The sequence below is a fragment of the Paenibacillus sp. PAMC21692 genome (assembly GCF_014303795.1).
Taxonomy (GTDB): domain Bacteria; phylum Bacillota; class Bacilli; order Paenibacillales; family Paenibacillaceae; genus Pristimantibacillus; species Pristimantibacillus agaridevorans.
Genome location: NZ_CP060293.1, coordinates 7,521,031 through 7,545,957 on the forward strand (window position 1 = coordinate 7,521,031; position 24,927 = coordinate 7,545,957).

The window sequence follows — 24,927 nt, forward strand, 5'->3', positions numbered from 1 at the left end:
GAAGCGCTCTTCTATGGCAAAGGGCGGCCCCTGATGATGGGACCGCCCTTGTCATACCATTATTTAGTGAGTCCCCGCAAGCGTCAACCTCTTTGGTCAATTTGGCAGTCGAGCGGCATCGCGCCTGATCGCTTGCAGCCTCATCATCGTCGATTGGACGCCTGCCCCCAAGAAGGCGGCGCTTCTGAGGTTCTTAAGGCTCAGCGATCAATTTTACGACCTTCACTTCATCCGGATCGAGCGTTAAAGTGAATTGCCCGCCAACAAGGGAAAGCGGCATGCCTGCCGTCAATTCCTCGGCAGCAATCATCGTGCCCAGACCCATGGCCTGGCCGTCGAACGATATAGTCGACGTAACGGCCGAAGTTCCTTGGTTCATGAACGTGAGATACACTTCGTCTCCTTCGCCGTATCGTTCCATCGCGACCGACGGGGAGTCGGCGCTTGCCAAAGTGAGCGGCTCCCAGCCAGCCTCGGCTACGGCCTCAACCATCGGCACGTAACGAATGAACAATGCCCGGTCGCGATCATAGAAGCTCGCATTCTTCCAATAGTTCGTCGCATTGTCCGCCGTGGCGCTGAACGCGCTCGGGAAGATGCCGTAAAATAGCAGCTTCTCCATGTAGCGCTCCATGTACGCGTTGCCGAATTTGCTGAAATTCGTGTTCTGGAGCATCAAGTATGGCTTCGCTCCCGACAACGTTCTGTATTTGCTGAGCGTCTCGTCCGTGTCGGGGTTAAACGTGTCTCCCGCCCCGAGCCAATTGCGCTCGTTGCCCATCGCGTCCAGCCATGGCATATACATCGAGTAGGCGTGAGGCGTTCCGTTTGCCATTAGCAACCTGCCGTCTCCGTGAAGTTCGTCTGCCAGGCGCACCGTTGCTTCCCAACTGGAGAATGCCCGGTGTATGGCAGGCCGCTTTGTTACTTTGGAGAAGACCAGCGGCGCAATCGCGTATTCGAAGTGATCCCGATTATAGTTGAGCGTATAAGGCCAACCGTCCAGGGTGTCCAAATATTCGCCGTCCGGCTTCGGACCGGTCGTGTTGTAGCGGGCGTCCATCTTATCCTCGCTAAAATACATCTCGTAGCCGTTGGAATCGCCCGGCAAGTCCGGATTGGCGTTGATCATCCAGAGCGCGCCTACGTTCCATGGAGTATCCAGCCATTGCAGGTACGGATCTCCGGCCGGATTGCGCATGGCCGCGGCTTGCGCCATCTGCGCTTTCTCCTCCCCGAGCAAGGCTGCCGCGTCCCTCGCGTTCTCCGCGGTCGCGACCGTCTTGGGCGATTGCGGGTCGATGCTCTGCCACCAGGAGGACAGCTCCTGATAGTGGAATACCAAAATGTCGTTGGCGTTGGCATAAGCCGTATCCACGGGGTCGTCGTCGCCTTCCTTAAAGCGGAATCCGAAGTCCTCGTTGTCCGGTATGTCGGAAATGGAGGCAAACGGCATCCAAATGCCTTGCTCCGGTATCCGGACCTCGTAAAACTCCGGGAACAGATCCATGTATTTGTCGAACGCGCCGCGGAAGCCCTGTTCCCCGTCAAACCCGTAAATTACGAATCCGAAGTCCGCTGCGGAAGGGAAATTCGCGGTATCCGGCGCAAGGCCAAGCTCGAACGTAATCGTCAGTTGCTTCGTGCTGCCGTTGTAATCGAGCCGGTAATGCGTCGGATTGTTGTAGTCCGTGCCCAACGACAAACCTGCTCCCGTCGTCGGATTATAGATTGCGGAAATGGGATAGATAGACAACGGCCCCGTCTCGAAGTCGGGAATTTGGCTGTTGCTGTATACGTTTCCGGCCTGTCCCGTCTGGATGGTTCTCTCGCCGCGGATGTAATCGCCCCACTTCCACCCCTCCGCGTTAACCGGCAGGGCAAAGGTCAATGTCACGGCCCGGTCGTCGCCGCTGAGATCCGACAATCGGCCGGATACTTTAATCCCTTCGGGCAACACCTCGAAATCGGCTTCGATCTCGAGGTCAAGCTGATCCGCGAGACCATTAAACGAACCTGGGTCGTTGCCCGCCAATCGCTCGAACGCATAGACGTCGGAATCCGATTCGTGATCGCGGACCAGAAATCCCGATGCGACGCCGGCCGAAGCCAGCTCGCCGCTATTCCATTTCAACGAAGAGACGCCGCGTTCGCCCAATGACAACTCCAGTCCGTCCATGGTCTGAAGCGACGTATAAGCCGTGCCTGCCTGAAACGGCAGAGGGGTGACCAGCGCATCTTCGAATACGGCCGCTTCCGTCGTTATTTCCTTTACGGAGAAGTCGTCGAACCAGACATCCCCCCGGTGCCCGTCCCGGAAAATGCCATAAACCGATATCGTCTGGACCGGCTTCTGCGGCTGGAAGTATAGCTGACCTCTTGTCCAATCCTGCGTGCCCGTGGCAAAAGGCGCCGTCAAGGCGAATTGACTGGTTCCGTCCGTATAGAACACGTCCATGTACAAAGCGTAACCTCGATCAATGTCTCCGGAAACATTGGCGGCTTTGCTCCAGCCGCTGAAGACGATCAGCTTGGGCGTGCTTTGGTTGACATGAAGCGTCTGATAAATGCCGGATGCGTCAGCCCCCGAAGTGTTGCTTAGCTTGACGCCCCGGCTTCCGCCCCGCCCGCCGGCGGCTTCGATCGTATAGCCGTTGCCGAACGAACCCCAGCCTTCGATCGCGGTTCCGGCCACGTTCTGAAGCGTGCCGTTAGCCAGCAGCTCCGTGCCCGTCGCCGCGGGATCCCGTTTTCCCATGACCGCCCCTCCGGCGACGTGGTCCGGCAATTCCTCCAGCGAAAAATTATCGAACCAGACGGTGCCGCTCCGGCCGTTAAACAACGCATAGACGGTAACCGATTTGACCGGCTTGGCCGGAACGATGTACAGCTGCTGCGGCTCCCAATCATGCGTGCCGCCCTCGAACGCCGCGTATAATCCCCACTCTTGGCTGTCGTCGGCATACGTTACGTCCGCATAGATCGAATAGGAGGATCCCGGCGAGCCGCTTGCGGAATCCGCTTTGCTCCAGCCCCTGACGAGCAAAGGTTTGACGGCAGTCCGGTTAAGAGTAGCAGTCCGATAAATGCCGTATTCCGAGCTCGTCCCGGAACTGCTGATTTTAACCGCCGAGCTGCCTCCCCTGCCTTCGCCAGCGGCAACTGCGTAACCGCTCTGCCAAGAACCCCAGCCGGCGATCTCGCCGCCGTTCGACGATTCGAACGCGCCGCCCGGCAGCAGATCGGCCGGCAGCTCCTCGACGGACAAGTCGTCGAACCAGACCTTGCCGGTCTTGTTGCGGAACAAAGCATATATGGTGACGGCTTTAACCGGCTTCTCCGGATCGATATAGAAAGCTGCCTGCTCCCAATCGTGGGTCCCCGTCTGGAAAGCTTTCGCCTCGCCGTACAGATGCGAATCGTCGACGTAAGTCAGGTCCACCCATAAGGAATAATCGGTGGATACGTTGCCGCTTGCGGTTTGGGCTTTGCTCCATCCGCTCACCTTAAGCGGCTTCGTCTCCGTCCGATTAAGCTCGATATACTGATAAGCGCCGCATTCGCCAGTCGTTGCCAGCTCGCATGTCAACGAGCGGGTTCCGGAACGGGCGACAGAGCTATCGACCGAATAACCGGCGTACCAGCCCAACCATCCGGAAGCTCCTCCTCCGCTCAAGGATTCGGCGCCGCCGTTTGTCAATAATTGTGTCGAATCATGAGGATAATCCGGTTCCGAATAATAGGCCTCGGTCGATGAATAAGGAAATGCCATTAATCCAAACACGAGAAGCGCGCAAAGCAACGTCGATACCAAACCTCGCATACGATCGTTCACGTTTTTTCCTCCTCAATAGTTTATGATCAAACTTTCCTTGGCCCGCACAACGACATCCACTGCCAATATCGCCCTGCCGCCAGCAACGCGGCACTCCATCCCTCCTTTATTGAAATGTACCGTCGCCTCGGAGACTGCCTCCAATCGCTTGCTTCGAATCGACTTCAAACGCAGCTCGCCGCCCAACACTTGCAGCGCAAGCCTTCCCGGCACCATCTCTACAGAGCCCCAAGCGTTTCCGGCAGCCCAAAAGGAGCGGAAGAGCTCTCTCTCGTTCGTTGCGGGCGAGAATGCGATTTCCCCATCGTTCATATCGAACTGAAATCCGCTCATGGCCAGCAGCAGCGCATAAGAAGACATCGCGCGGGCGTAATGACTGCCGCATTCGAATTCGTTCCATGGATTGCGCCGCTCGCCGTCGTAACGTTCCCTCACCGCGCGGACGACAGACAGCCCTTCATCGACCAAACCTTCGTAGATCATGTGGCTTGCCGCCTGGTATTCGAAGCCCGTCATGCACTCATCCGCGTAAGGAACCGGCACGAGCGGCTGGCCGCCTCTCGGCCACGTGCACACCAGCACGCCCCGCTCATCGTTGAGGGCGTATACCCGGTTCGAATTGGCATGCTCCCGCATCGACGCGAAATTATAACGATAAATACTGGCAAGCGCGCTTCGAACTTGCGAGCGGTCGAATATGTCCCCCAGTCCGGCCACTCGAGCGTGCCACTGGCCGATTACTTGGTCGATATGGCAGCCTTGCCCGATCTGATATTTGATCTCTCCAAGCTCCGGGTCGACCGGATAAGCGGGATCCGACAGATCCAGCAGCTGATGGTAATATTCGCCGTTGAACGCGTTGGCGTCGATCCAGCTTTTTCCCTGCCGGTACATGGTTTCGTACTGATCGGCATCCCCGTCGCCGAGCGCCCGCCCCATGCGTGCCGCGGCCAGCAGCGCCGCCTGGTAATAACCGTTAAGATACGAATTGGGGCCGTATAGCTCGACGTCCAGCGTATGATGCTGGGCGCCTTCCAGGATACCGTCCCGATTGCGATCCCAGCCGTGCTCGTTATCCGAAGCCCAAGCGAACTCGAGCGCCTTCTTGACGGCAGGCCACAGCTTCCTCAGCCAACCCGTATCGCCGGACAGCCTCCATTCGCGATACGTCCGTACGATAGCCCCCATCTGACCGTCGACCGCCGCGTGGTAATCGGACTTCTCCCGTCCAAGGGGCAGCATCGTCCGGAAAGCCATCTTCCCATTGGGATACTGGTTATAGGCATAATCGAGCGACCGCATGGAACGAGCCAGCGCGGGGAACAGGAAGGCCGTAGCCTGCTCGTAATTCCATACATGCGTGCACGAGCCTTCGCATGAGCCTTCGTCCGTGTGGCAACCTTCGAAACCGTACAAAGAACCGTCCGTTAGCCGCATGACCGTCGGAGACTTAAGCGTCGACAGATTGGCGGATACCGCCTCGATCACAGCTTGCGGCAAGGTCGATTGAAACAGCGCCTCCTTGAACGACATCGTTTCCCGGAGCAGCCGGCCGTAGTTGGCGTGCGCGTAGGCGGCCGCGGACCTCGACCCTTCGAACTCGGTAGCGTAATAGTTTTTCCATTTCCCTTCCAGCAAGCTGCCCTCGGGCAATGGATTCCAGTCGTTGACCGCCCAGGGAAAGTGCCAAGCCAGAACGAATCGAAATTCCGCCCGCTCGCTGGGCCGGAGCGTTCGGTGACCGACCACGCTGCAGGTATCGAAGTTTTGTTCCACGACCCGGTAGGCGTCAAGATCCCGAGGCTCCGCATATTCGCGTTCGGGCAAGCGGCCCGGCCGCAAAAATTCCTTCCAGAATACCGTGACGTTGTCGAACCATTCGCCGCGGTACCAATAGGTCTGCAAGCTCGCGTCGGGAGCGTCGGTCGACAGCGTGATTTCCCCGTATTCCGGATCCGCCTGGGGTATGGCCGCCGTGGACAGCGTGACGCCCTTCATGACATCGTCCTGAAACGGGACGTTGACCGATCCTTTCGTGAATGGATTGGAGACGCAGCCCGCCAGCGAAACGTCCAGTTCATCCTTCGACCGGTTCTCCACCTCGTAGACGAATATCGCGACGGGGAGAGAGGAGTCCCGCTCGTTCATCGGGATAAACGGATTAAACGCGGTCAGCTTGACGGCAAGCGGAGAACCTTCTTCCTTGAAATCGAGCTCGGCGATCGGGAACTCGCCCCGAAACGTTGAGTCGCGAAAGTGGGGAAAGCCGGCCATCTGACCGCGTCGCGGACCGAAGCCATAACCTTCGAATCGCCCCCTGCCTTCTCCCGAATACGGCGGTTGCTTGTCTCCTTGGACGACCTTGGCCAGCACGGTGCGCCCCTCCCGCTCCGCTTTGACCGCAAAAAACGAAAAACCGTTAAGACTGAATTTGGCCGGACGGTTGCGAATTTGCCAGTCGATCAGTCCGCCGTTGCCCGACAAACCGATGCTTCCCGTACCGATTCCGCCGAGAGGAAATGAAATCTCCCCCGTATTCGCGCCCGTATATACAAAACCTTGCTTCAACTTTCCCCGCCTCCTTGGTCAGCCTTTGAGCGATCCGGCGGTCATGCCGGCGATAATATACTTTTGCAGGATCAAATAGAACAGGAGCAGCGGCGCGATGGACAGGAACAACATCGGAAACAAACTGGTCCAATCGACCGAGAATTGTCCAATATTTCTGAAAACTTCTAGAAGCAACACGCCTTTATCCCTCGACTGAAGGAACAGAAGCGGCGTAATAAAGTCGTTCCAAGTCGCCAACACATTAAGAATCGTCACCGTCGCGACGACCGGCGTCAGCAGCGGCAGCGTGATGGAAGCGAAGGTTCTAAACACCGAGCACCCGTCTATTTTGGCGGCCTCCTCAAGTTCGAGCGGTACCGTCGATTCGATAAAGCCCTTCAGCAAGAAAATAGAGAAAGGCAGGCCATATGCGATCTCGATCAGAATGACGCCAGTGAGGGTGTTCATAAGCCCCATCTCGGATATGAGCTTGAACAGCGATAGAATGCCCATCTGGTAAGGCACCATCATCCCAGCGAGAAAGATGCCGAAAATAACGCGGGAGTAAACGCGGCGCCTGCGCGCAAGCGTATAGGCCGCCATGGAAGCGAACAATACGATGCCGGTCACGGCGCCTGCGCTAATGATCAGATTGTTCGACAGCGCCTTGCCGAATTGCATCGTTTGAAGCGCGTTCGCATAGTTGGTCCATAACCAGCTTTGCGGCAGTCCGAGCGGATGAAGCAAAGCTTGCTCGGGCGTCTTAAACGTCGTCACGAACAAATAATAGACGGGAATAATAAAGACGGCGGCCGCGATCCACATCGCCGCTTCTCCAAGCCGGAGGCCGAATCGCCGTTTCAAGCCGCTTTCGCGTAATCGTTCCATCTAACGCTCCCCCCAAAGTCTGACCAGCCTGAGCTGCAAATACGTAATGAGGCCGACAATGCCGACAAACAATATGCCGAAGGCGGAACCGAAAGCGTAGAAACCTTCTCCGAGCCCTTTCTTGACCATTAACGAAACAATGGTTTCCGTGGCATGGCCGGGCCCGCCGGACGTCAGCGAATAAATAATATCGAATACTTTGAGTCCGCTGATCATGACCGTGACCGTGCAGAACGTGATCGCGGGCGCCAGCAGAGGCAGAGTAATGCTCCGAAACGACTGCAGCGGACCGGCTCCATCGAGCTGGGCGGCTTCGTAATATTCGGGATTGATGCTTTGCAGATTGGCCAGATAGATGACCATGTTGTAGCCCGCCCACTGCCACACTTGGGTAAAAATTACGGCGTAAAGCGCAAGATCCGCATCCCCGAGAAAATTGATTTTGCCAATTCCGAGCGCCGCGAGCCCTTGGTTAATGAGCCCGAAATCCGACGTGGAATACAGGTAGCTCCATAAAAATCCGATAATCAGCGGGCTGAATACGGCGGGAAGGAAAAAGACCGAACGCAGCAGCGCGCGCGTCTTGAATCCCCTGTTAAGCGCCACGGCGAGCGGGATGGCAAGCGCGTTGATCAATACCGTCGATATGAGCGCGTAGACGAGCGTGTTACGGATGCCCGTCATATAGATCTCTTCGCGGAAGATCGCCTTGTAATTTTTCCAGCCGACAAATGCCACATCGCGAGGGTTAATGTCGGACCAATTCGTAAAGCTGTAGACGAACGTGCTAAGCGCGGGATAAATAAAGAACAGACCGTAGATGGCGAGCGCCGGCAACAGGAGCAGCGCGTAAGTCGGCTCCAGGCGGCCGTTCATTTTCCATTTTGTCAAACCCATCCGGTTCGCTTCCTTTCCTGATCCATTCTAGGGCGTGTAATAAAAAGGGAGGCGCACCGTCGTTTGACGCCGCCTCCCGTGGTTTTATTTGTTTCTAAGCGATTCGGCTTTTTTGTCGGCTGATTCCAACGCCTGCTCCGGCGTTGCATGCCCTCCGACGACGGCCTGAATCATTTTGCCGAGCTCGTCGATGATGGGATTGCGCAGCGTACCCCAGCCGTTAGGAGGGAAATACACGTTGCCCTGCTCGAATGCGGCTTGAGCGTCCGCGTATTCTTCCGGCATCTCGAACACGACGCCTTTCAAGTAGGAAGAACCGCCTTTGTTGTCTTCCCAGTATGCCTGCTGCCCTTCCGGAGTCGACAGCAGCTCCAGCACTTCGAACGCGGCCTCTTTGACCTTCGACTTCGCATTGATGCCGAACGCGACTCCCGGTCCGCCGACCATCCAGCCCGCTCCGCCTTTCGTCCCCAAATTCGGGAACATGCCGATGTTCATGCCGGGATTCTTCTGCTTGAACGTGTCCATGTACCAAGGACCGGATTGGAACATTGCCGCTTTGCCGCTCGTAAACTCGTCGATCGCCTGTTCTTCTTCCAAGCCGAGCATGTCCTTGGTAAAGATGCCTCGTTCCAGATACTGCGTCCACGTCTGGAGAGCCGGCAGCAACGCTTCCTTCATCGTCGCTTCGCCCTTGCGGAACGCCTCGTCGAAGTCCTTGCCCTCCGCCGTGCCGATGTGGTCGTTCAGCGCCAATGCGATGAAGGACTGCATGGCGACGTTCGCGTTTTTGAGCCCGATGGCTTGCGGTTTGATGCCATTGTCGAGGAACATCTGGGCGACGGCAAAATATTCGTCCAGCGTCGTCGGAACCGTCAAACCGTATTGAGCGAATAAATCTTTGTTGTAATACACGCCGTTGAACCAGCTTGCTTGCGGAAGTCCGTACAGCTTGCCTTCGAAGGTGACGTAGGAAGTACCCGAATCGTGGTACTTGCCGGCGAACCGCTCCGTTAAATCTTCGAAGTAGCCCAGCTTTACCGTCGTGTCGTCGATCAATCCGCCGACGATATCCGGCCCTTCGCCAGCGGCCAATTGCGTCTTGATGATCGTGTCATATTGCGTCGCGTCAATGAACTGGTACTCCAGATCCACGTTAGGCAGCTTCTCTTCGATCAAGGCCAGCAAAGAGGCCATGCTTTCTTCTTTGTTCCAATAGGAGAGACGGACCTTGGTTTTGGCGGCCGTTTCATTCGGCTCCTTGGACGAACCCGTTCCGGCCTCTTGGCCGTTCTGACCTGCCTCCGGCGATACAGGCTGATTATTCGACCCGCATCCGGCCAAGACCGTAGTGGTTGCCAGCAGCATGGATACGACGGTAAACATCATTTTTTTCACGTACGGCACACATCCCTTTTATGTTCGAATTGGAGGCTGCGATCCCGGGCATCGCTGTTTCTTTCTGCAACTTAAGTATAGGACAGGGACAATACGGCCGGATATATAAGCTTTTATCGATATCTATCAGAAAATCGCTAAAGTGAGGCGTCAGCGTTCAGCGGCATGCGGACCGTGACGGTCGTGCCCTTGTCGACTTCGCTTGCCAGGGATACCCCATAAGGCTCGCCGAAGGAAAGGCGAATCCGTTCGCGGACGTTCCGAAGACCGTAACCCGGCGAATGTTCGGACAGCAATCGCATAAGCTCGTCCTCTTCGATTCCCACGCCCGTGTCGCGTATCTCGAACACCAAATCATCCCCTTCTTTGAAGCCCTTGAGCGTAAGGAGACGCTCTCCTTCAAGCTTCTCCTTCAGACCGTGGTCGATCGCGTTCTCGACGAGAGGCTGCAGAATCATCCGAATCATGGCGTGCCGGAAGATGGTTTCGTCCAGCTCGTACACGACTTCGAAAGCGTGACCGGACATGATTTGTTGGATTTCGACGTAAGTTTGAACCATTGTGAGCTCGTCCCGAACGGAAATCTGTTCCCTTCCTTTGTTTAACGCCGTCCTGTAAAATTTGGCAAGCAGCGTGACGGTTCGACTCACCTCGAACGCCCCTTTTCCGATCGCCTGCGAATTGATCAGCGACAGCGAGTTGTACAGAAAGTGGGGCTTGATCTGCTCTTGCAGCGCCACCAGTTCGGCTTCCTTTCGGGCGATGCGGTTGACGTACGCCTCCTCGATCAACACGTTGATCTGCCGGAGCATATGGCCGAATCGATTCGTCAACTGTCCGATCTCATCCTTGGACGCCGCGGAAACCATGATGTCCAGCTCGCCTTCCTCCACCCGCTTCATTCTCTCGTTCAGTTTCATGAGTCCATGCAGGAGCGTGCGGGAGAAAAGCAGCACAATGACGAACAACACGGCAACGCAGATGACGATCATTACGAAGGTCGCCTTTAGAATATCCTCCGTTCGCTCTCCGATATGGCTTGTACTGGCATAATAGAACATGGACCAGCCCGAATCGGAGATGTTTCTGCGATAGCTCAAATAATCCCCATCGACCGCCGATTCTCCTTCGTCCTGTTTAAACGTCGAGAATATGGCGTCTCCGGTATGGCTCTCTATCGCGATGCGGTCGTCTCCGCCCACTTTCCCGATCACTTCGTTAATCAAACGATCGAAATCGAATTCGATGTACAGGATGCCTTGGCGAATGCTTTGCCCCGGTTCGTAAATGTTGCGCGTGGCAAATAGCTTCTCGCCGTCGCTCCACCAGCGTGTTGCCGTATCAAGGACGGTCTCTTTGTACCACTTCGCCTCTTGGACAAGAGAAGCCGGCTGAATAAAGTTGCCGAACGGAGACTGGCGGTTCTCCGAATAAATGACGATTTCCTTCATTTCGGACATAAAAAAAAGATAGTTCCAGAAGATCGGCTCCACGTCCTCGTTCATTTCCACGGCGAATTGATAGACGTCGATCTCGCGGTTCGTAACGGCGTTTATGACTTTAGGGTTAAAGACGATGGATTTGATGGGGTATTCCTGCCGCTCGAACCGGTAACCAAGCTCGGAGGAAAGCTGATTGGCCGCCGTCACCGCCGACGTGTTCAGTTGGCGCTTTAAATCTTCGTTAGCGCTCCCGTACGAATAAACGCCGAGAACGCTAAGCGGCAGAATGATGACGATGCAATAGGACAAAATCAGCTTCTGGCGGAGAGGCATGTCGCGAAACGCGCGAAGCAGCCCTCTCATGGCCGCTCGCCTTGTTCCCGGTACTGCACGGGCGTGCAGCCGAACTGCATTCGGAACAACATGGAGAAGTAGGAGGGATTGGGATAACCGACCGCTTGGCCGATCTCGGCGATTTTCGTATGGGTCGTCGCGAGCAGCCTCTTCGCGTTCTCCATCCGTACCGAAATGATGTATTTGCCCAGATTTTGGCCCGTATGGTTTTTGAACAAATGGCCGAGATAACTGGCGGAAAGAAAGACTTCCGAGGCCAAATAATCCACGCTCAGTCCGGAATCTCCATAGCGGGATTGGATAAGCGCCTGGACGTCCCGGACCACCTTGCGCGTGTTCTCGTCGGATCCGCTCCCTGTTGGAAGTTCGCTTCCCCTTTGCACACCCTCATCGGATGACGAGCGGTCATCGAAACCCGAGGCCTGAAGCTCCCGGTACTTCCGGCATTTTTCGATCGCCTTGTCCATGACGGCGGCGAATTCTTCTCGATCAAGCGGTTTCAGCAAATAATGGATGGCTCCGAGGTCGATGGCTTCCTTGGCATATTCGAACTCGCCGAAAGCGCTGTATATAATGAGCTGAACAGACGGATTAAGCAGTTTGGCGTGACGCGCCAGATCGAGGCCGTTCATGCGGGGCATCTTAATATCGGTAAACAGGATGTCAAAGCTGTCGGAACGAAGCAATTCCAACGCTTCCTCGCCGTTCGAAGCGGTCGATACTTGCAGAGGCAAGCGTAAATTCTCGATAATGGTGCGTATCGTCTGCGTCTCGATTACTTGATCGTCTACAAGCAGAATAGCATACGTGGATTCCAAAACTTCGCCACCTTCATCCCAAGATGCTCAACATTATAGCAGGAGGAAGAAGGGTTGGGAAGACAAGCCGTGCGGCATCCACACAACTGACTGATACGCGCGAACGCCAAAAAGACGAAACCGCATGGGGCTGCGTTTCGTCTTTAATGGCTTATTTCATGACCTTCCTTGCCCACTTAAGCTTCCCTTTGTAGGGTGGGAACAGGAGGCCCGGCTCAAAACGCGTCGTGCGCTTGAGCAGGCTCTTTCGATGAGAGAAAAGCTCGAAGCTGTGCTTGCCATGGTACGCGCCGATGCCGGAGGAACCGACTCCCCCGAAAGGAAGATGGTGGTTGACGATATGCGACAAGGTGTCGTTAACGCAGCCTCCTCCGAAGGAGAGCCTGCCCATCACTTCCCTCTCCGCCGTTGCATCCTCCGTGAACAGATACAGCGCAAGCGGCTTGCTGCGACCGCGAACGAAATTGATCGCCTCTTCCAGATGAGCAAAAGTCAGCATGGGAAGAACCGGACCGAACAGTTCGTCTTCCATCGCCGCGACGCCTTTCCCGTCCTCTAGAGCCTTGCCCGCGTCAATCAGCGTCGGAGCCAGGTACAAGTCGCTCCGGTTTCGCTGGCCTCCCCATACAACGCGTTTCCCGTCCGCTTCTACGATCGCCGCAAGCCTGTCGTATTGCCGCTCGCTTACGATTCGCCCGTAATCCTCGCTTGTTGCGGGATCGTTGCCGTAAAACTGCCGCACGGAGTTCTGGAGCAGCTCCGACAACCGCTCCTTTACCGACTCGTGCACGAGGAGATAATCTGGCGCGATACAGGTCTGCCCCGCATTGATCAGCTTGCCCCAGACGATTCGTTTCGCCGCAAGCTCCAGATTGGCCGTCGCATCGATGATGGCCGGACTTTTGCCGCCCAGCTCGAGCGCAACCGGCGTCAAATGGCGGGACGCGGCCTCCATCACGATTCGCCCCACCCCCGTGCTGCCGGTAAAAAAGATATAGTCGAAAGGCGCATGGATAAGCGCCGAAGTCACCTCTTTGTCTCCCTCCACGACTCTCACGTAGGCGGGATCGAAGGTGTCCGCGATCAGTTCCTTTATCGCGGCCGACACATGCGGAGTTACCTCCGACGGCTTGATGACCGCGCCATTGCCCGCGGCGATCGCTCCGATTAGCGGCTCCAGCACAAGCTGAACGGGGTAATTGAACGGACCGATGATAAGGACGGTCCCATAAGGCTCATAGACCAGCCTGCTGCGGCTGCCGATCAACGTCAGAGGCGTCTTCACCCTGCGCGGCTTCATCCACCTCCGGATATGCTTTATCATATACGTAATACTGCCCAGCACGAGACCGATCTCCGTTGCAAAAGCTTCCGCTTCGCTCTTGCGCAAATCCTTGTACAGCGCTTGAAACAACGCCGCCTCATGCTTCGCGATCGCTTCCTTTAGCTTGCGCAGCTGCTCGATGCGAAACGCGGCGTCCGCTGTCTCTCCGCGTTCGAACCAGCGGCGATGCTCCGCCAGGATCGCCTCTACGTCCAGCCCGCTTTCCCCCGTACCGCTGACGTTATGTTCATGCGGCATAGCTTTGCCCCCGTTCTGCCAAGTCTATTGTTTTCATAGACGCGCTTTTTTATTTTAGTTTAACACTACAAGCTTTCTAACCGCTACTTGCTGATTTCCAGCTCCTTGTCTCAGTTGCCGTTCTCGGTACGATGCAAAAAACGCCCATCCCCCCAGGGACAGGCGCTTGCTTTTGTTATGGCCGCGATGCTTCTGATCAACGCTTCGGCAGCAGCTTCACGTATTCATCGGACAGCTTCATTAAATTAAGGATATAGTCGTAATCTTGACGATACTGGCTGAAGTCCGCGACGGGCTCCATCGTTTCGATATCGTAAGCTTTGCCGTCGTCGAAGCCTTCGCCCGGGACAAACAAGATATCATCGTTGAAAAATGAACCTGTCGGCAAATAATAACGCATGCCGATGACATTCCTCGTCGTATTGATCAAGTCTTTGCCGAAGACGGTTGCGCCCTTCTCCTTGAGATCGAGACCAAGCAGATTCGCTATCGTAGGCATAATGTCGACCTGGCCGCCGACTTGATCGGAGGTCTCGCCTTGCACGCCCGGCACATGAACGAAAAACGGAATATTAAAGCGGCCGATCCGGTCATCATATTTGATGCCGAGCTCTTCTTCGACGAATTCGGTCGGATTCTCTTTCGTTTGCAGACCGAAGTGATCGCCATAGACGACAAGCATGGTGTCGTCCCACATTCCGCTTTGCTTCAGATTCTCAATCAGCAGACCTAACGCATAATCCGTGTAGTTCGTCGCTTCGATGTAATAGCCGAGTTGCTTCTTCTCGAGGGAAGCCGGAATTTCGATATGCTTGAATTTGGCCGGTACCCAGAATGGATTATGGCTGGATGTCGTTATGAATTGGGCGTAGAACGGCTGGCCTTTCTCATGATGCTGCTTAAGCACGTCGAATCCGACCCGGTACATTTCTTCGTCCGATGCGCCGAGCGCATTAAAATTATCATTGTTGAAAGCGGGTTTATCATAGTATTTCGTAAAACCCAGCGCAGGATACATTTGATTGCGATCCCAGAACGTGACATCGTTAACATGGAATGTGTTGCTTACATAACCTTCGGACGCAAGCAGTCTGGGCAGTGCCGGGACGGCGCGGTCGCCGTAACCCTTGGACATGGCTTCCGTGCCTGTCGGATAGATGCCCGTGTTGACGTTCCATTCCGCATCCGAAGTATTGCCCTGACCGATCTGCTGAAATACGTTGTTGAAGTAGAAGCTGCCTTCATCGGAGATCAAGTCGTTTAGAACCGGCGTCACCTCTTGTCCGTTAACGGTCAAACCGACCATAATATCCTGGAACGATTCCAACTGAATAACGATGACGTTTTTCCCTTTGGCCGCGCCGAACAGCTTCGGCGTGCCTGCTTCTGTCGCTTCTCCGCCAAAATGTCCGCCCACAAGCTCGGCGAGCGCTTCCGCTGTTTTATTGGGATCGCCATCCTTAATCGCCTGGTTCTCCTTGCGTTCGTTAATGGCTGTAGCTACTTGATAATTCAGAACGCCAAGTCGCTGCGCCTGCACCAGCTCGTTGGAAATATGCAGGTCAGAGCGGATGTACAAAACCGACGCGCCTAACGCCACAACAAGCGCAATGCCGACATAAAGCGGCTTGCCCGCTCCGCTGCTTCCGTGTTTGGATGCTCTGCCGGGCATTCCGATCAGCGCTAATGCAATCATGACCACGAGATCAAGGAACAACAAGTAAAACTTAGGGTTGATAGCAGACTTAACGCTGTCTCCAACCTGACCCACCTGATCAAGACCGCTCAGTGCCGTATACGTCGGAATACTTCCAAAGAAGGAGAAATATACGGTGCAAGCAAACAATATAAACGCAAGCAGTCCATTAACGGCCCCGAAAACGAGCGGCTTCCAGCGGCTTGTTGTGAGAAGTTCTGCGATACATAAAATGACAAGAACGGCAGCCGCGTCTGCAAGCAGACGATCGATCTGCACCGTTCCGAAATTAAATTGACGGAATAAGACCATCTTTAACATGATAAGAACAAAGGTCGCCCAGAACGGCGAACGACGATATACATTCAGTATGGCATTCATGTTTCAATCACGCTCCTTGCTTGATACCGTTTAAAAAAAGAAAAACCGTCATAAAGACGGTTCCTCGAATCATAAATGTTAATTTCATATTAACGTAATTTCGAATAGAAATAAATAGGGAACTCCAGCCAGTCACTCTCCCGGACCACTCTCCTCCATATCCAAGACGACTCCGTACGCAATCCAAGCCGATTCCATACTCAATTACGTGTGATAATGGTTCAATTTTCCGCATCCCCATGCCACAGCTTGCGGAACGAATCGCTGGACTCAAGCAGCGCTTCCGCGGTGCCCTCCGCTTCGATTTTGCCGTCCTGAAGGACGATAATGTGATCGGCTCTTGCAAGAGCCGCCTTTCTGTGGGAAATGACAAGGCAGGTGGCATCTCCCCGTTCGCCGAACAGCCGATCCCATAGTTTTTCCTCCGTCTCTACATCCAGCGCGCTGGACAAATCGTCGAAGACGAACAGCTCCGACTCCCGTACCAGCATTCGTGCCGCTGCCGTGCGCTGCGCCTGACCGCCGGACAGCTTAACGCCGCGCGGGCCGATCGTCGTCTCAAGCCCATCGGGAAACTTCGCCAGATCGTCCTCCATGACGGCCGTGCGCAAGGCTCGGTCCAGCTTGACTTCATCATCGGGCTGGCCGAGCAGAATATTTTCGCGAAGCGAATCGCTGTACAACCTTGGAACCTGCGCGGTGTAGGCGCTTCTCGGCGGGATAAAGAAATCTCCGAGCTCCCCCTTTACCATCCGTCCGTTCCATCGCACGATGCCGCCATCCTTGGGCAGCAGCCCCAGCAGGACGCGGGCAAGCGTTGTTTTGCCGGAGCCGATCGGTCCTGTCACGACCGTAAAGGAGCCTCTGGGCAGCCGCAGCATAATATCCTCGATTCCTCTCCCCGTCTCCGGATAACGGTAAGTCAAGCCCGTCGCTTCCAGCAGCTCCAGTTGTTCGAATGAAGGGGAGCCCGACTTGCTGCCAGACTCATGATCGACGCCAGCCGTTTCTCCTCCCAGGCCAAGCGCCCGATGCGCCGTCAGAACGGAGGCCGGAGCGCCCTGCAGCATAAAGGTTAGTCGTCTCAGCGCCACGCCCATCTGCTTGAAGTACGTGAGGAACTTGCCGAAGTTGGAGATGAACTGGGTAACGAACGTTAAATAATAGACGAACAGCGCAAAATCGCCGACCGTGAATTCCCCGCCCCTCATCTTCTGTCCAGCCAGCAACAGAATCAATCCTGTGCCAATGTTAACGGTATTGGAGAAGATGGAGTCCAGCATTTCGGTCATCAGCTTGTCCTTCAGCATGGTGCGCCTGCGATTCTCTCCAAGTCCCCGGAAGCGGTCGACGACGCGTCCCTCCGCGCCGGCCACTTGTATGGCCTGCACGTTGCCGAACATCTCGCTAATCGCCCCGGTAACCTTGGACGTCGCTTCCCGGCTCGCCTCTCTGTACTTTTGCAGTCTGGCCGTCGCCAGCTGCGCCGCGATGACTACGAGCACAAGGGGCAGGAATACGAGCAGGGTCATGCCCGCATCGATCCCGATCAGAATATAGCAGGATACCGCGGCGAAGCACGTCATCCCGAATACATCTACCGACCAGCTGACGGCCTCTTCCGTCTGATCCACATCATCGCGGAAGTAGCTGATCCCTTCGCCGGGCGAGCAAGGAATCGCCTTGGCGCCGGGTTCCTTGAGCACATGCTCCAGCAGATTCCGTCTAATGAGCATGCCGATTCGAAAGCGGAATTGCACATCCGTAATAAAGCCGAACCAGATAAACACGCTGCGGGCAAGAGCAGCGGCAATAAGCAGCATAACAATCATACCTACGCCAAACTCCGCAGGCTGATCGGGTACAAGCGAATCAAAAAACGCTTTGGTCAGGAGGCCGGGAAAAATCGGCATCAAATAAATAATCGTCCAAAGGATAGCGTTGGCGATGTACCAGCTCTTGCGATAGCCGATCAAACGCATCATATAGGTGAATGTGCTCAAGCCGTCACCTCCTCCAATCCAATTGCAAGCATGCGGCTAAACCGCGATGAAGGATCGCCCGCCAGCTTTTCGCGATCCCCGCTCTCCGCCAGCACGCCTCCATCCATAATGGCAATTCGGTCCGCTCGCTGAATCGTGGACAGCCTGTGGGCAATAATGATGCATGTCCGCCCTTGAAGAAGCCTGTCCACAGCCTTCTCCAGCCGCTGCTCCGTGAGCGGATCAAGGCGGGATGACGCCTCGTCCAAAATGACAAGGCCCGGGTTCTGCAGGAAGACGCGCGCGAACGCAAGCAATTGCCCCTCTCCTGCCGACATGCTTCCGCCGCCGGAATCGAGCGTTGTATCCAGACCATCCTTAAGCGAGCGCAACCAATCGCCGAGCCCAAGCTCTTCTAGCACGGCGCAAATCGCCTCGTCCGTAATAGAAGGATCGTAGAAGGTTAAATTATCGCGGACCGTGCCTTGAATGATCTCGATATTCTGGGTGACGATCGCGACCGTGCTCCGGAGCTCGGATAACTTCATGTCGCGGATATCGGTTCCGTTGAGGCGAATACCCCCTTGCTGAGGATCGTAGAAGCGCAGCAGCAATCTCGCTATCGTCGTCTTCCCGCTGCCCGTACGCCCTAGCAATCCCAACACCTCTCCAGGCTTCAATTCCAGATTGAGACCCTTGATGGTCGGAGACTCTCCGTAGCTGAACGACATCCCGTTAAACGATACCGCAACTGGACCGTCCGCAAGCTTGACGCCGGGACCGTCCTTAATGCCGGACTCCATCGCCATCAACTCGCGAATGCGATGCATGCTGGCGTCCGCCTTTTGCAGGTCCTCAATCTGGGTCCGGATCTTCTCGATCGGCTTGGCCAGCAGCTCCGTGTAGAAAAAGATCAAATATACGGTGCCGATAGTAATGGCTCCCGTCTTCCACAGATATGCGCTGATGACGAACGCCATAACGTTGCCGAGCGCAAATACGATGATCGTCGTGATCCACATCGACGCGAAGCCGAGAAACGCCTTCTGTCTAAGCGGCAGCATGCGGCGGATCAGCCCGTAAAATCGACCCATGACGTAACCGGAAGCGCCGTTCGCCCGCGTATCCTCCGTCCCCTCCAGATGCTCTCCGGTAAAGCCGTAATACTCCGCGTTAATGCTTCTCCAGTCACGCCACACCGGCGCGGCGTATTTGCGGATATGCTGCACGATAAACACCGCGAACGCGACGAAGAGCAGCATGCCGGCGCCGATCCATACGTTCTCGCGAAACAGCAGGACGATGATGCCGATCATAAGGAGCAAATTGCCGCCCAGATGGATAATGAAGCTGGAGAAAAAATTGGCCAAAGCGTTGACGTCGCCATCCACACGCTCGATAAGCGAGCCCGACGTATTGGACTTATGAAAGTCCATATCCAGTCGCAAACAATGCTCCGCAAGATCGCCGCGAAGCTTGTTCGTTGTTTTCCATGCAAGATTTTCGCCGACATACGTCGATATGATCGCGATGATCTGCTGCATGATAGAGAAGCCGATAAATAACAGTGCTGCGTACATCAGCTTCTCCAGAGGCTCGTCCGAGCCTGCCGTGTCAATGAAATAGCGAATGACTTGCGGACTGGCGAGCTGCAGGCCGATCAAGCCGAACAGCAGCAGCGTCAGAGCGATCAGCGAGCCTCGGTGCGGGAACAAATATTGCCCCAATAACTCGGCATATACCTTCATCCCGCCGGCTTTTGTTGTTTTGTTCATGATCCTCACTTCCTACTTTCTCCCATTTGACAAACGTACGTTCCCCCATTCTATCATAAACTCTATGTTTTAGGTTGTATCTCCTAAGATGATTTGATATTTTTGAAGTACTATAGTAAAGCGAGGAGACGAAATAACGATGGGCATCAAATTGGTTTCTTGGAACGTGAACGGACTTCGCGCTTGCGTCGGCAAAGGTTTCCTGGACTACTTCAAGGAGATGGACGCGGACATCTTCTGCCTCCAGGAGACGAAGCTGCAGGAAGGTCAGATCGAGCTGCCGCTGGGGGACGAATACTACCAATTCTGGAATTACGCGCAAAAAAAAGGGTATTCCGGCACCGCCATCTTTACGCGATACAAACCTCTCTCCGTTCGTTACGGCATGGAGACCGACGAAGAGCCGGAAGGCCGCATCATTACACTGGAGTTCGAACAGTTCTACATGGTTACCGTCTATACGCCGAACGCCAAGCGCGACCTCTCCAGGTTGGAGTACCGGGTGGAATGGGAAGAGCGATTTAGATGTTATTTGAACGAACTGGACAAGCTGAAGCCTGTCGTCGTATGCGGGGATCTAAATGTCGCGCATGCGGAGATCGATATCAAAAACGCGAAATCCAACCACGGCAACTCCGGCTTTACCGCGGAAGAACGTGGATGCATGACGAGCCTGCTGGATTCCGGTTTCGCCGATACGTTCCGCCGGCTTTATCCGGATCGCTCCGACGTATACACCTGGTGGTCCTTTATGCCGAAGGTGCGCGAACGCAATGTCGGCTGGCGGATCGACTACTTCCTCGTGTCGGAGCGGCTGGTCCCGCTCGTCAAGGACGCCGGCATCGACGCACATATTATGGGCAGCGACCACTGCCCCGTCACGCTGGAGCTGGAGGAGTTGCAACGCTAAGCTAATGTTTCTCCGCCATGGCCGCCCATAGAGGCCACGCTTCCAGGTAGGCCGTCAAGTCTTGTGGATGATGCAGCAGGCAGATCGCGATTCTGCAATAGAGCTGGAACGCCGTCTCGAGAATCACTTCCTCTCGTTCGACCGTCCGTATGTTCAATTCGTTGTAGGCGCCCAGCAGCGTTTCGACGTTCAAGTCGTCCGGAGACGAGCAGAACGCGTAAGTAAAATCGTAAACAATCGGCCCGGCGATCGGCGACGGGTCGATGACGCCCGTCATTTTGCCCGCGTTGTACACAAAATTATGAACGCCGGTGTCGCCGTGCAGCCAGTACTTATCCTCCTCGCCCCAATCCCTCAATTGATGATCCCATATTCGTTCGACCAGTTCATGGTCCTTCGCAGGCAGGTAGTCGCCAATCCGTTCCGACGCGAAGGCAAGGCTTCTCCTGTTAAATTCGCGCCAAGACTCGCAAGGCGAATCCGGTCTTCCATATCCTTGGAACGATCGTTCCGGCGTATAATGATTAAGCAGACCTCGCGCGAGTTTGCTCATCCAATCCTTTTTGCCGCCGCGATTGACGTGCGTCGTTCCACGCTGATACTCATACAGCAAATAACGGTGCTCCTGATCCGCATATAGCAGTTTAGGCAGCAAGGGGGCCTCTGCATAGCGGCTAAGGAATTGCGCCGTTTCCCGCGTATATTCTGCCTCTTCGAGCTTTAGCACGTACGAAGGCGCTCCGTTCCTGGTCAGTATGTACACTTGTCCCTCCGTCGTTCCTTTGACTGCCTCGGCAGCCAGCTCCTCCACCCGGCCTACGATTCTCAAGTCTGACAATTGCTCCAAAATTTCACGCAACGAGCCGTTCATCTTCGTCCCCTACTTTCCATGTCGTCCAGCCTTAACCTTCCAATAGATTAAGTATAGCCCATTCTCCAAGCGACGCCCGGTAAAGTTTAGCTATAAATTTCCTCTCACCTTGCGGAGACAGCTTCAAGGGATTTAAAGTTCTAATAACGATTCATTAACGACTACGGTTCGAAAAATGAAATAAACCATGCGCCGGAATCATGATGATTCCAAGGCATGGAAAGGGGAAGATGATGAAAGAATACCAATGGCAAAACTGCCCGCCGAACGTTAGACGGCAGGCAGAGCTGGTCACCAATTATTTGCTTGATTATTTAGGGAGCGCGCTTGTCGGAGTATACATCCACGGCAGCATCGCGCTTGGCAGCTTCTTGCCGGCCAGGAGCGATCTCGATCTGCTGATCGTCGTCGATCGCACGTTGACGGCCAAGGAACGATTCAAGCTGATGATCGCTTTCCTCAGCCTGCATCGCCAGCCTCTGCATGTGGAAGCCAGTATTGTGCGCAAGTCGGATATGGACAACTGGACATTCCCGACGCCCTACGAGTTCCACTTCAGCGAACATTGGCGGAAGCGGTTCGAGGCGATGGAAGCCCGCGAGGACGACTCGTTCTGGCAGTTCGAAGACGAGGCGACGGACAGCGACCTGGCCTGCCATGTCAAACTGGCAAGACAGGCGGGAATCGCCTTATACGGTCCGGAGCCGTGCGACATTCTACCGGAAGTACCCCATGATGATTTCTGGCAATCCATTCGTACCGACGCGGATTATTACGCGAAGCACAGCGGCGATCTGGAGAACGCGGGCATCTTGTCCCTGCTTCGCATCTGGGCTTATAAGGAGCTTGGCGAGATCCTCTCCAAAACCGACGCTTGCCGCTGGGCAGAGGGCGCGCTTCCAGAAGAGCTCCGCCACATTGCCGTAAACGCGATGAATGAATATGCGATGAACGTGGTCCCCGCCCGCTACAACCAGAACGAGCTCCTCGCCTTCAAAACCTACTTATTGAATCGGATAGATGCAGCTGTTTCGGTTGGTTGGACAGGGGTTCAACTCCCCTCGCCTCCACCAACCAAATCCACAACCGCATGAGGTTGTGGATTTTTGCTATTCCTCGATACTAACTGCCCAATTAAATTCTACATGTTCCTAATGGACAATCAAGATTGCAGCACTTCAAACCCTCCATTAAGCCACCATCCCATAGCTCTTTTGTTATAGTTACGTCCTAAGATGTATTTGGGAGGTTAGAACATGGTACTGAAGGTGAAAAATTTGTCGGTTACATACGGTCAGAAAACGGCCGTCGATCGCATTAGTTTTCAAGTAAAGTCTGGGCAAGTAATAGGTTTACTAGGTGCGAATGGGGCAGGAAAATCTTCAACAATTGCTGCAGTGCTTGGTATTGAAAAAAGCACTCATGATGAGCTTGGCATCGTTGGCAAATCACCGATACGCAATCGAAAGGAGGTATTTGAACAAGTAGGGGTGCAGTTTCAAGAAACCAATTTCCAAGATAAATTAACCGTTTCCGAAGCATGTGGACAGTGGCAGGCACTTTATCAAACATCGGCTGACGTACCTGCTTTACTACAAACCTTTGGGCTGGCAGGTAAGGAGAAGCAACTTGTTAAACTACTTTCTGGTGGGGAGCGTCAGCGACTAGCCGTACTCCTTGCCCTCATTCCTGAACCGAAGCTTGTGTTTTTAGATGAACTGACAACAGGGCTTGATACTAAAGCTCGTCGTATGCTGTGGAAGCAGCTCTTAACCATGAAAGAAAATGGTTTGGCGATTGTTTTAACATCACATTACATGGATGAGGTTGAAGCGTTATGTGACGAGGTATTGATTCTACGTGAGGGTCAAACCGTCTTTCATGGAACAATTCAGGAAGCGTTAATCGCTAGTGGGAAAACAACGCTTGAAGACGCATATTTACTTTTTGCAGGTGAGGGGGAACACTGGGGATGAGTACAATGTTTACACTTTTGAAAATAGAAGGAAAGCTAGTATGGAAAGGTATTGATATTTTAATTTTCGGTATATGCTTTCCGATCATTTTGGCGGCCCTGTTTGGTTACTTGCTTAGTAAAGATGCATCGGCAGGTTCTTCTAACTTTGAATTATCTTACTCGGCTGTTATAACTATTGGCGTACTAGCAACGGGTGTAATGGGTCTACCGCTAACCATTGCTGATTATCGACACCGAGGCATCCTGAAACGATTTCAAGTGACGCCAGTATCTCCTTTACAGATTTTATTTGCACAAGGTCTAATTCAACTTTCCTCTGCCCTTGTTTCATTCGTAGGTGTTACCCTGGTGTACTACTTATTTTTTGATTATCGATTAGCGGGTTCCTGGTTTATGTTTTTGAACGTATATGCTTTCGTTATTTTAGCCATGTACAGTATTGGTATTTTCATTGGCAGTGTCGTACCTGATCAAAAGGCAGCGAATATGTGGAGTTCTGTTGCCTACTTTACCATGTTATTGTTCTCGGGTGCGACGATTCCATATGAAGTGATGCCGCGCTTCGTTCAATGGATAATGGATATCCTACCTTTGTCACATGGTATTCATTTATTAAAAATGGTAACTACAGGTGAAGCCATGGCAGGTATGGCGGTGCCCATGTTAATATTAGGTATTTGTACGGTTATCAGCTTGATTGGGGCGTTCAAATTTTTTAAATGGAAGTAGGGTTACGGGATGTACAAAACCAAAGAAATCGCAGCATTAGTTGGGGTACATCCCAACACCGTACGGATTTATGAAGACTGGAACTATATCTCATCTGTTCCGAGAGGTGAGAATGGATACCGCATTTATTCAGACTTGCATCTATTTCAACTAAAAGTAGCTAGAGTCGCATTTCGTTGTGAAATTGTTCAAGGACTCATTCGGGCAAAGGCAAGAGCTATTGTAGAAGCTAGTGGTAAAGAGGATTTTGCTCAAGCACTGGAATACGCACAAGCCTATCTGTCACATTTAGAAAAAGAATATTATCAGGCATTAGAAGCTATTGAGCTTTCGGAGCAGTGGATGTGTGGATTGGAATCTGCATCTATTCAAACGTATACACGAAAAGAGGCTGCTCAGGTACTGGACCTTACGTCTGAAGTTATACGAAATTGGGAGCGGAATGGATTGCTAACAGTCCCTAGACTTTCAAATGGATCTCGCTCATATACAGAGAATGAAATAAAGCGATTGAAAATTATTCGTACTTTAAGGGCAGCACATTATTCAATGAGTGCAATACTTCGGTTGATGAATAAAGCAGAGATGATGAGGGCAACTGATATAAATATTAAGAAAGTACTCGAAACACCTGAAGATCATGAAGATATTATTTCGGTGACAGATCGACTGACCATTTCATTAGAGCAAGCCATAGAGTCTGCAAAGGAGCTTTTATTGTTACTAAGGGTAAAACTAAACTTAGAATGACACTTTAGCTTTGAAGTTCAGAACATGTTTCCGCGAATTGTGGATTTGCACAGCCACGGTCCACCTCCACCAACAAAATCCACAACCGTGT

General features: G+C 53.8%; 17 protein-coding genes. 5 read left to right on the forward strand and 12 right to left on the reverse strand.

The annotated features are described in order from the left end of the window. Positions 1-193 precede the first annotated feature (193 nt). The 11 genes from H7F31_RS30070 to H7F31_RS30120 all read right to left on the reverse strand — a co-directional run bounded on the left by H7F31_RS30070 (position 194) and on the right by H7F31_RS30120 (position 19,598). Positions 194-3,835 (reverse strand): hypothetical protein, encoded by a 3,642-nt coding sequence (locus H7F31_RS30070; protein ID WP_187101819.1) that lies wholly within the window; start codon positions 3,833-3,835, stop codon positions 194-196. 12 nt (positions 3,836-3,847) lie between these two features. Next, positions 3,848-6,403, reverse strand: a complete 2,556-nt coding sequence (locus H7F31_RS30075; protein WP_187101820.1) for a GH116 family glycosyl-hydrolase — start codon at positions 6,401-6,403, stop codon at positions 3,848-3,850. A gap of 18 nt (positions 6,404-6,421) precedes the next feature. After that, on the reverse strand, positions 6,422-7,273 hold the full coding sequence (locus H7F31_RS30080; RefSeq protein WP_187101821.1) for a carbohydrate ABC transporter permease: 852 nt from the start codon (positions 7,271-7,273) through the stop codon (positions 6,422-6,424). Continuing rightward, complete coding sequence (locus H7F31_RS30085; protein ID WP_187101822.1) at positions 7,274-8,170, reverse strand: carbohydrate ABC transporter permease; 897 nt, start codon at positions 8,168-8,170, stop codon at positions 7,274-7,276. Positions 8,171-8,254: 84 nt separating this feature from the next. Beyond that, complete coding sequence (locus tag H7F31_RS30090; RefSeq protein WP_261800579.1) at positions 8,255-9,559, reverse strand: ABC transporter substrate-binding protein; 1,305 nt, start codon at positions 9,557-9,559, stop codon at positions 8,255-8,257. A gap of 146 nt (positions 9,560-9,705) precedes the next feature. Then, complete coding sequence (locus H7F31_RS30095; protein ID WP_187101824.1) at positions 9,706-11,373, reverse strand: sensor histidine kinase; 1,668 nt, start codon at positions 11,371-11,373, stop codon at positions 9,706-9,708. After that, positions 11,370-12,182, reverse strand: a complete 813-nt coding sequence (locus H7F31_RS30100; protein WP_187101825.1) for a response regulator transcription factor — start codon at positions 12,180-12,182, stop codon at positions 11,370-11,372. Before H7F31_RS30100 ends, H7F31_RS30095 begins: the two co-directional genes overlap by 4 nt. A gap of 151 nt (positions 12,183-12,333) precedes the next feature. After that, entirely contained in the window at positions 12,334-13,764 is a 1,431-nt protein-coding gene (locus H7F31_RS30105) for an aldehyde dehydrogenase (protein ID WP_187101826.1), read from the reverse strand. Positions 13,765-13,960: 196 nt separating this feature from the next. After that, positions 13,961-15,841: an LTA synthase family protein gene (locus tag H7F31_RS30110; RefSeq protein WP_187101827.1), complete on the reverse strand. Its 1,881-nt coding sequence runs from the start codon at positions 15,839-15,841 to the stop codon at positions 13,961-13,963. Positions 15,842-16,062: 221 nt separating this feature from the next. Further along, a complete protein-coding gene (locus H7F31_RS30115) occupies positions 16,063-17,844 on the reverse strand; it encodes an ABC transporter ATP-binding protein (RefSeq protein WP_187101828.1) in 1,782 nt (593 codons plus the stop codon). Then, positions 17,841-19,598, reverse strand: a complete 1,758-nt coding sequence (locus tag H7F31_RS30120) for an ABC transporter ATP-binding protein (protein ID WP_187101829.1) — start codon at positions 19,596-19,598, stop codon at positions 17,841-17,843. The genes H7F31_RS30115 and H7F31_RS30120 overlap by 4 nt, the downstream gene beginning before the upstream one ends. A gap of 145 nt (positions 19,599-19,743) precedes the next feature. On the opposite strand from H7F31_RS30120, the gene H7F31_RS30125 reads away from it, so the two are divergent. Further along, positions 19,744-20,508 (forward strand): exodeoxyribonuclease III, encoded by a 765-nt coding sequence (locus H7F31_RS30125; RefSeq protein WP_187105609.1) that lies wholly within the window; start codon positions 19,744-19,746, stop codon positions 20,506-20,508. Position 20,509: 1 nt separating this feature from the next. On the opposite strand, the gene H7F31_RS30130 is transcribed toward H7F31_RS30125, so the two are convergent. Continuing rightward, on the reverse strand, positions 20,510-21,379 hold the full coding sequence (locus H7F31_RS30130) for an aminoglycoside phosphotransferase family protein (protein WP_187101830.1): 870 nt from the start codon (positions 21,377-21,379) through the stop codon (positions 20,510-20,512). Positions 21,380-21,609: 230 nt separating this feature from the next. Between H7F31_RS30130 and H7F31_RS30135 the strand changes: the two genes are divergently transcribed. From H7F31_RS30135 to H7F31_RS30150, 4 genes are all read left to right on the forward strand, one after another. Continuing rightward, positions 21,610-22,473, forward strand: coding sequence for an aminoglycoside adenylyltransferase domain-containing protein (locus tag H7F31_RS30135; RefSeq protein ID WP_187101831.1), 864 nt, complete (start codon positions 21,610-21,612; stop codon positions 22,471-22,473). Between the two features lie 162 nt (positions 22,474-22,635). After that, a complete protein-coding gene (locus H7F31_RS30140) occupies positions 22,636-23,355 on the forward strand; it encodes an ABC transporter ATP-binding protein (protein ID WP_187101832.1) in 720 nt (239 codons plus the stop codon). Next, positions 23,352-24,086 (forward strand): ABC transporter permease, encoded by a 735-nt coding sequence (locus H7F31_RS30145; RefSeq protein ID WP_187101833.1) that lies wholly within the window; start codon positions 23,352-23,354, stop codon positions 24,084-24,086. The genes H7F31_RS30140 and H7F31_RS30145 overlap by 4 nt, the downstream gene beginning before the upstream one ends. Positions 24,087-24,095: 9 nt before the next feature. After that, positions 24,096-24,836: a MerR family transcriptional regulator gene (locus tag H7F31_RS30150; protein WP_187101834.1), complete on the forward strand. Its 741-nt coding sequence runs from the start codon at positions 24,096-24,098 to the stop codon at positions 24,834-24,836. Positions 24,837-24,927: the final 91 nt, after the last annotated feature.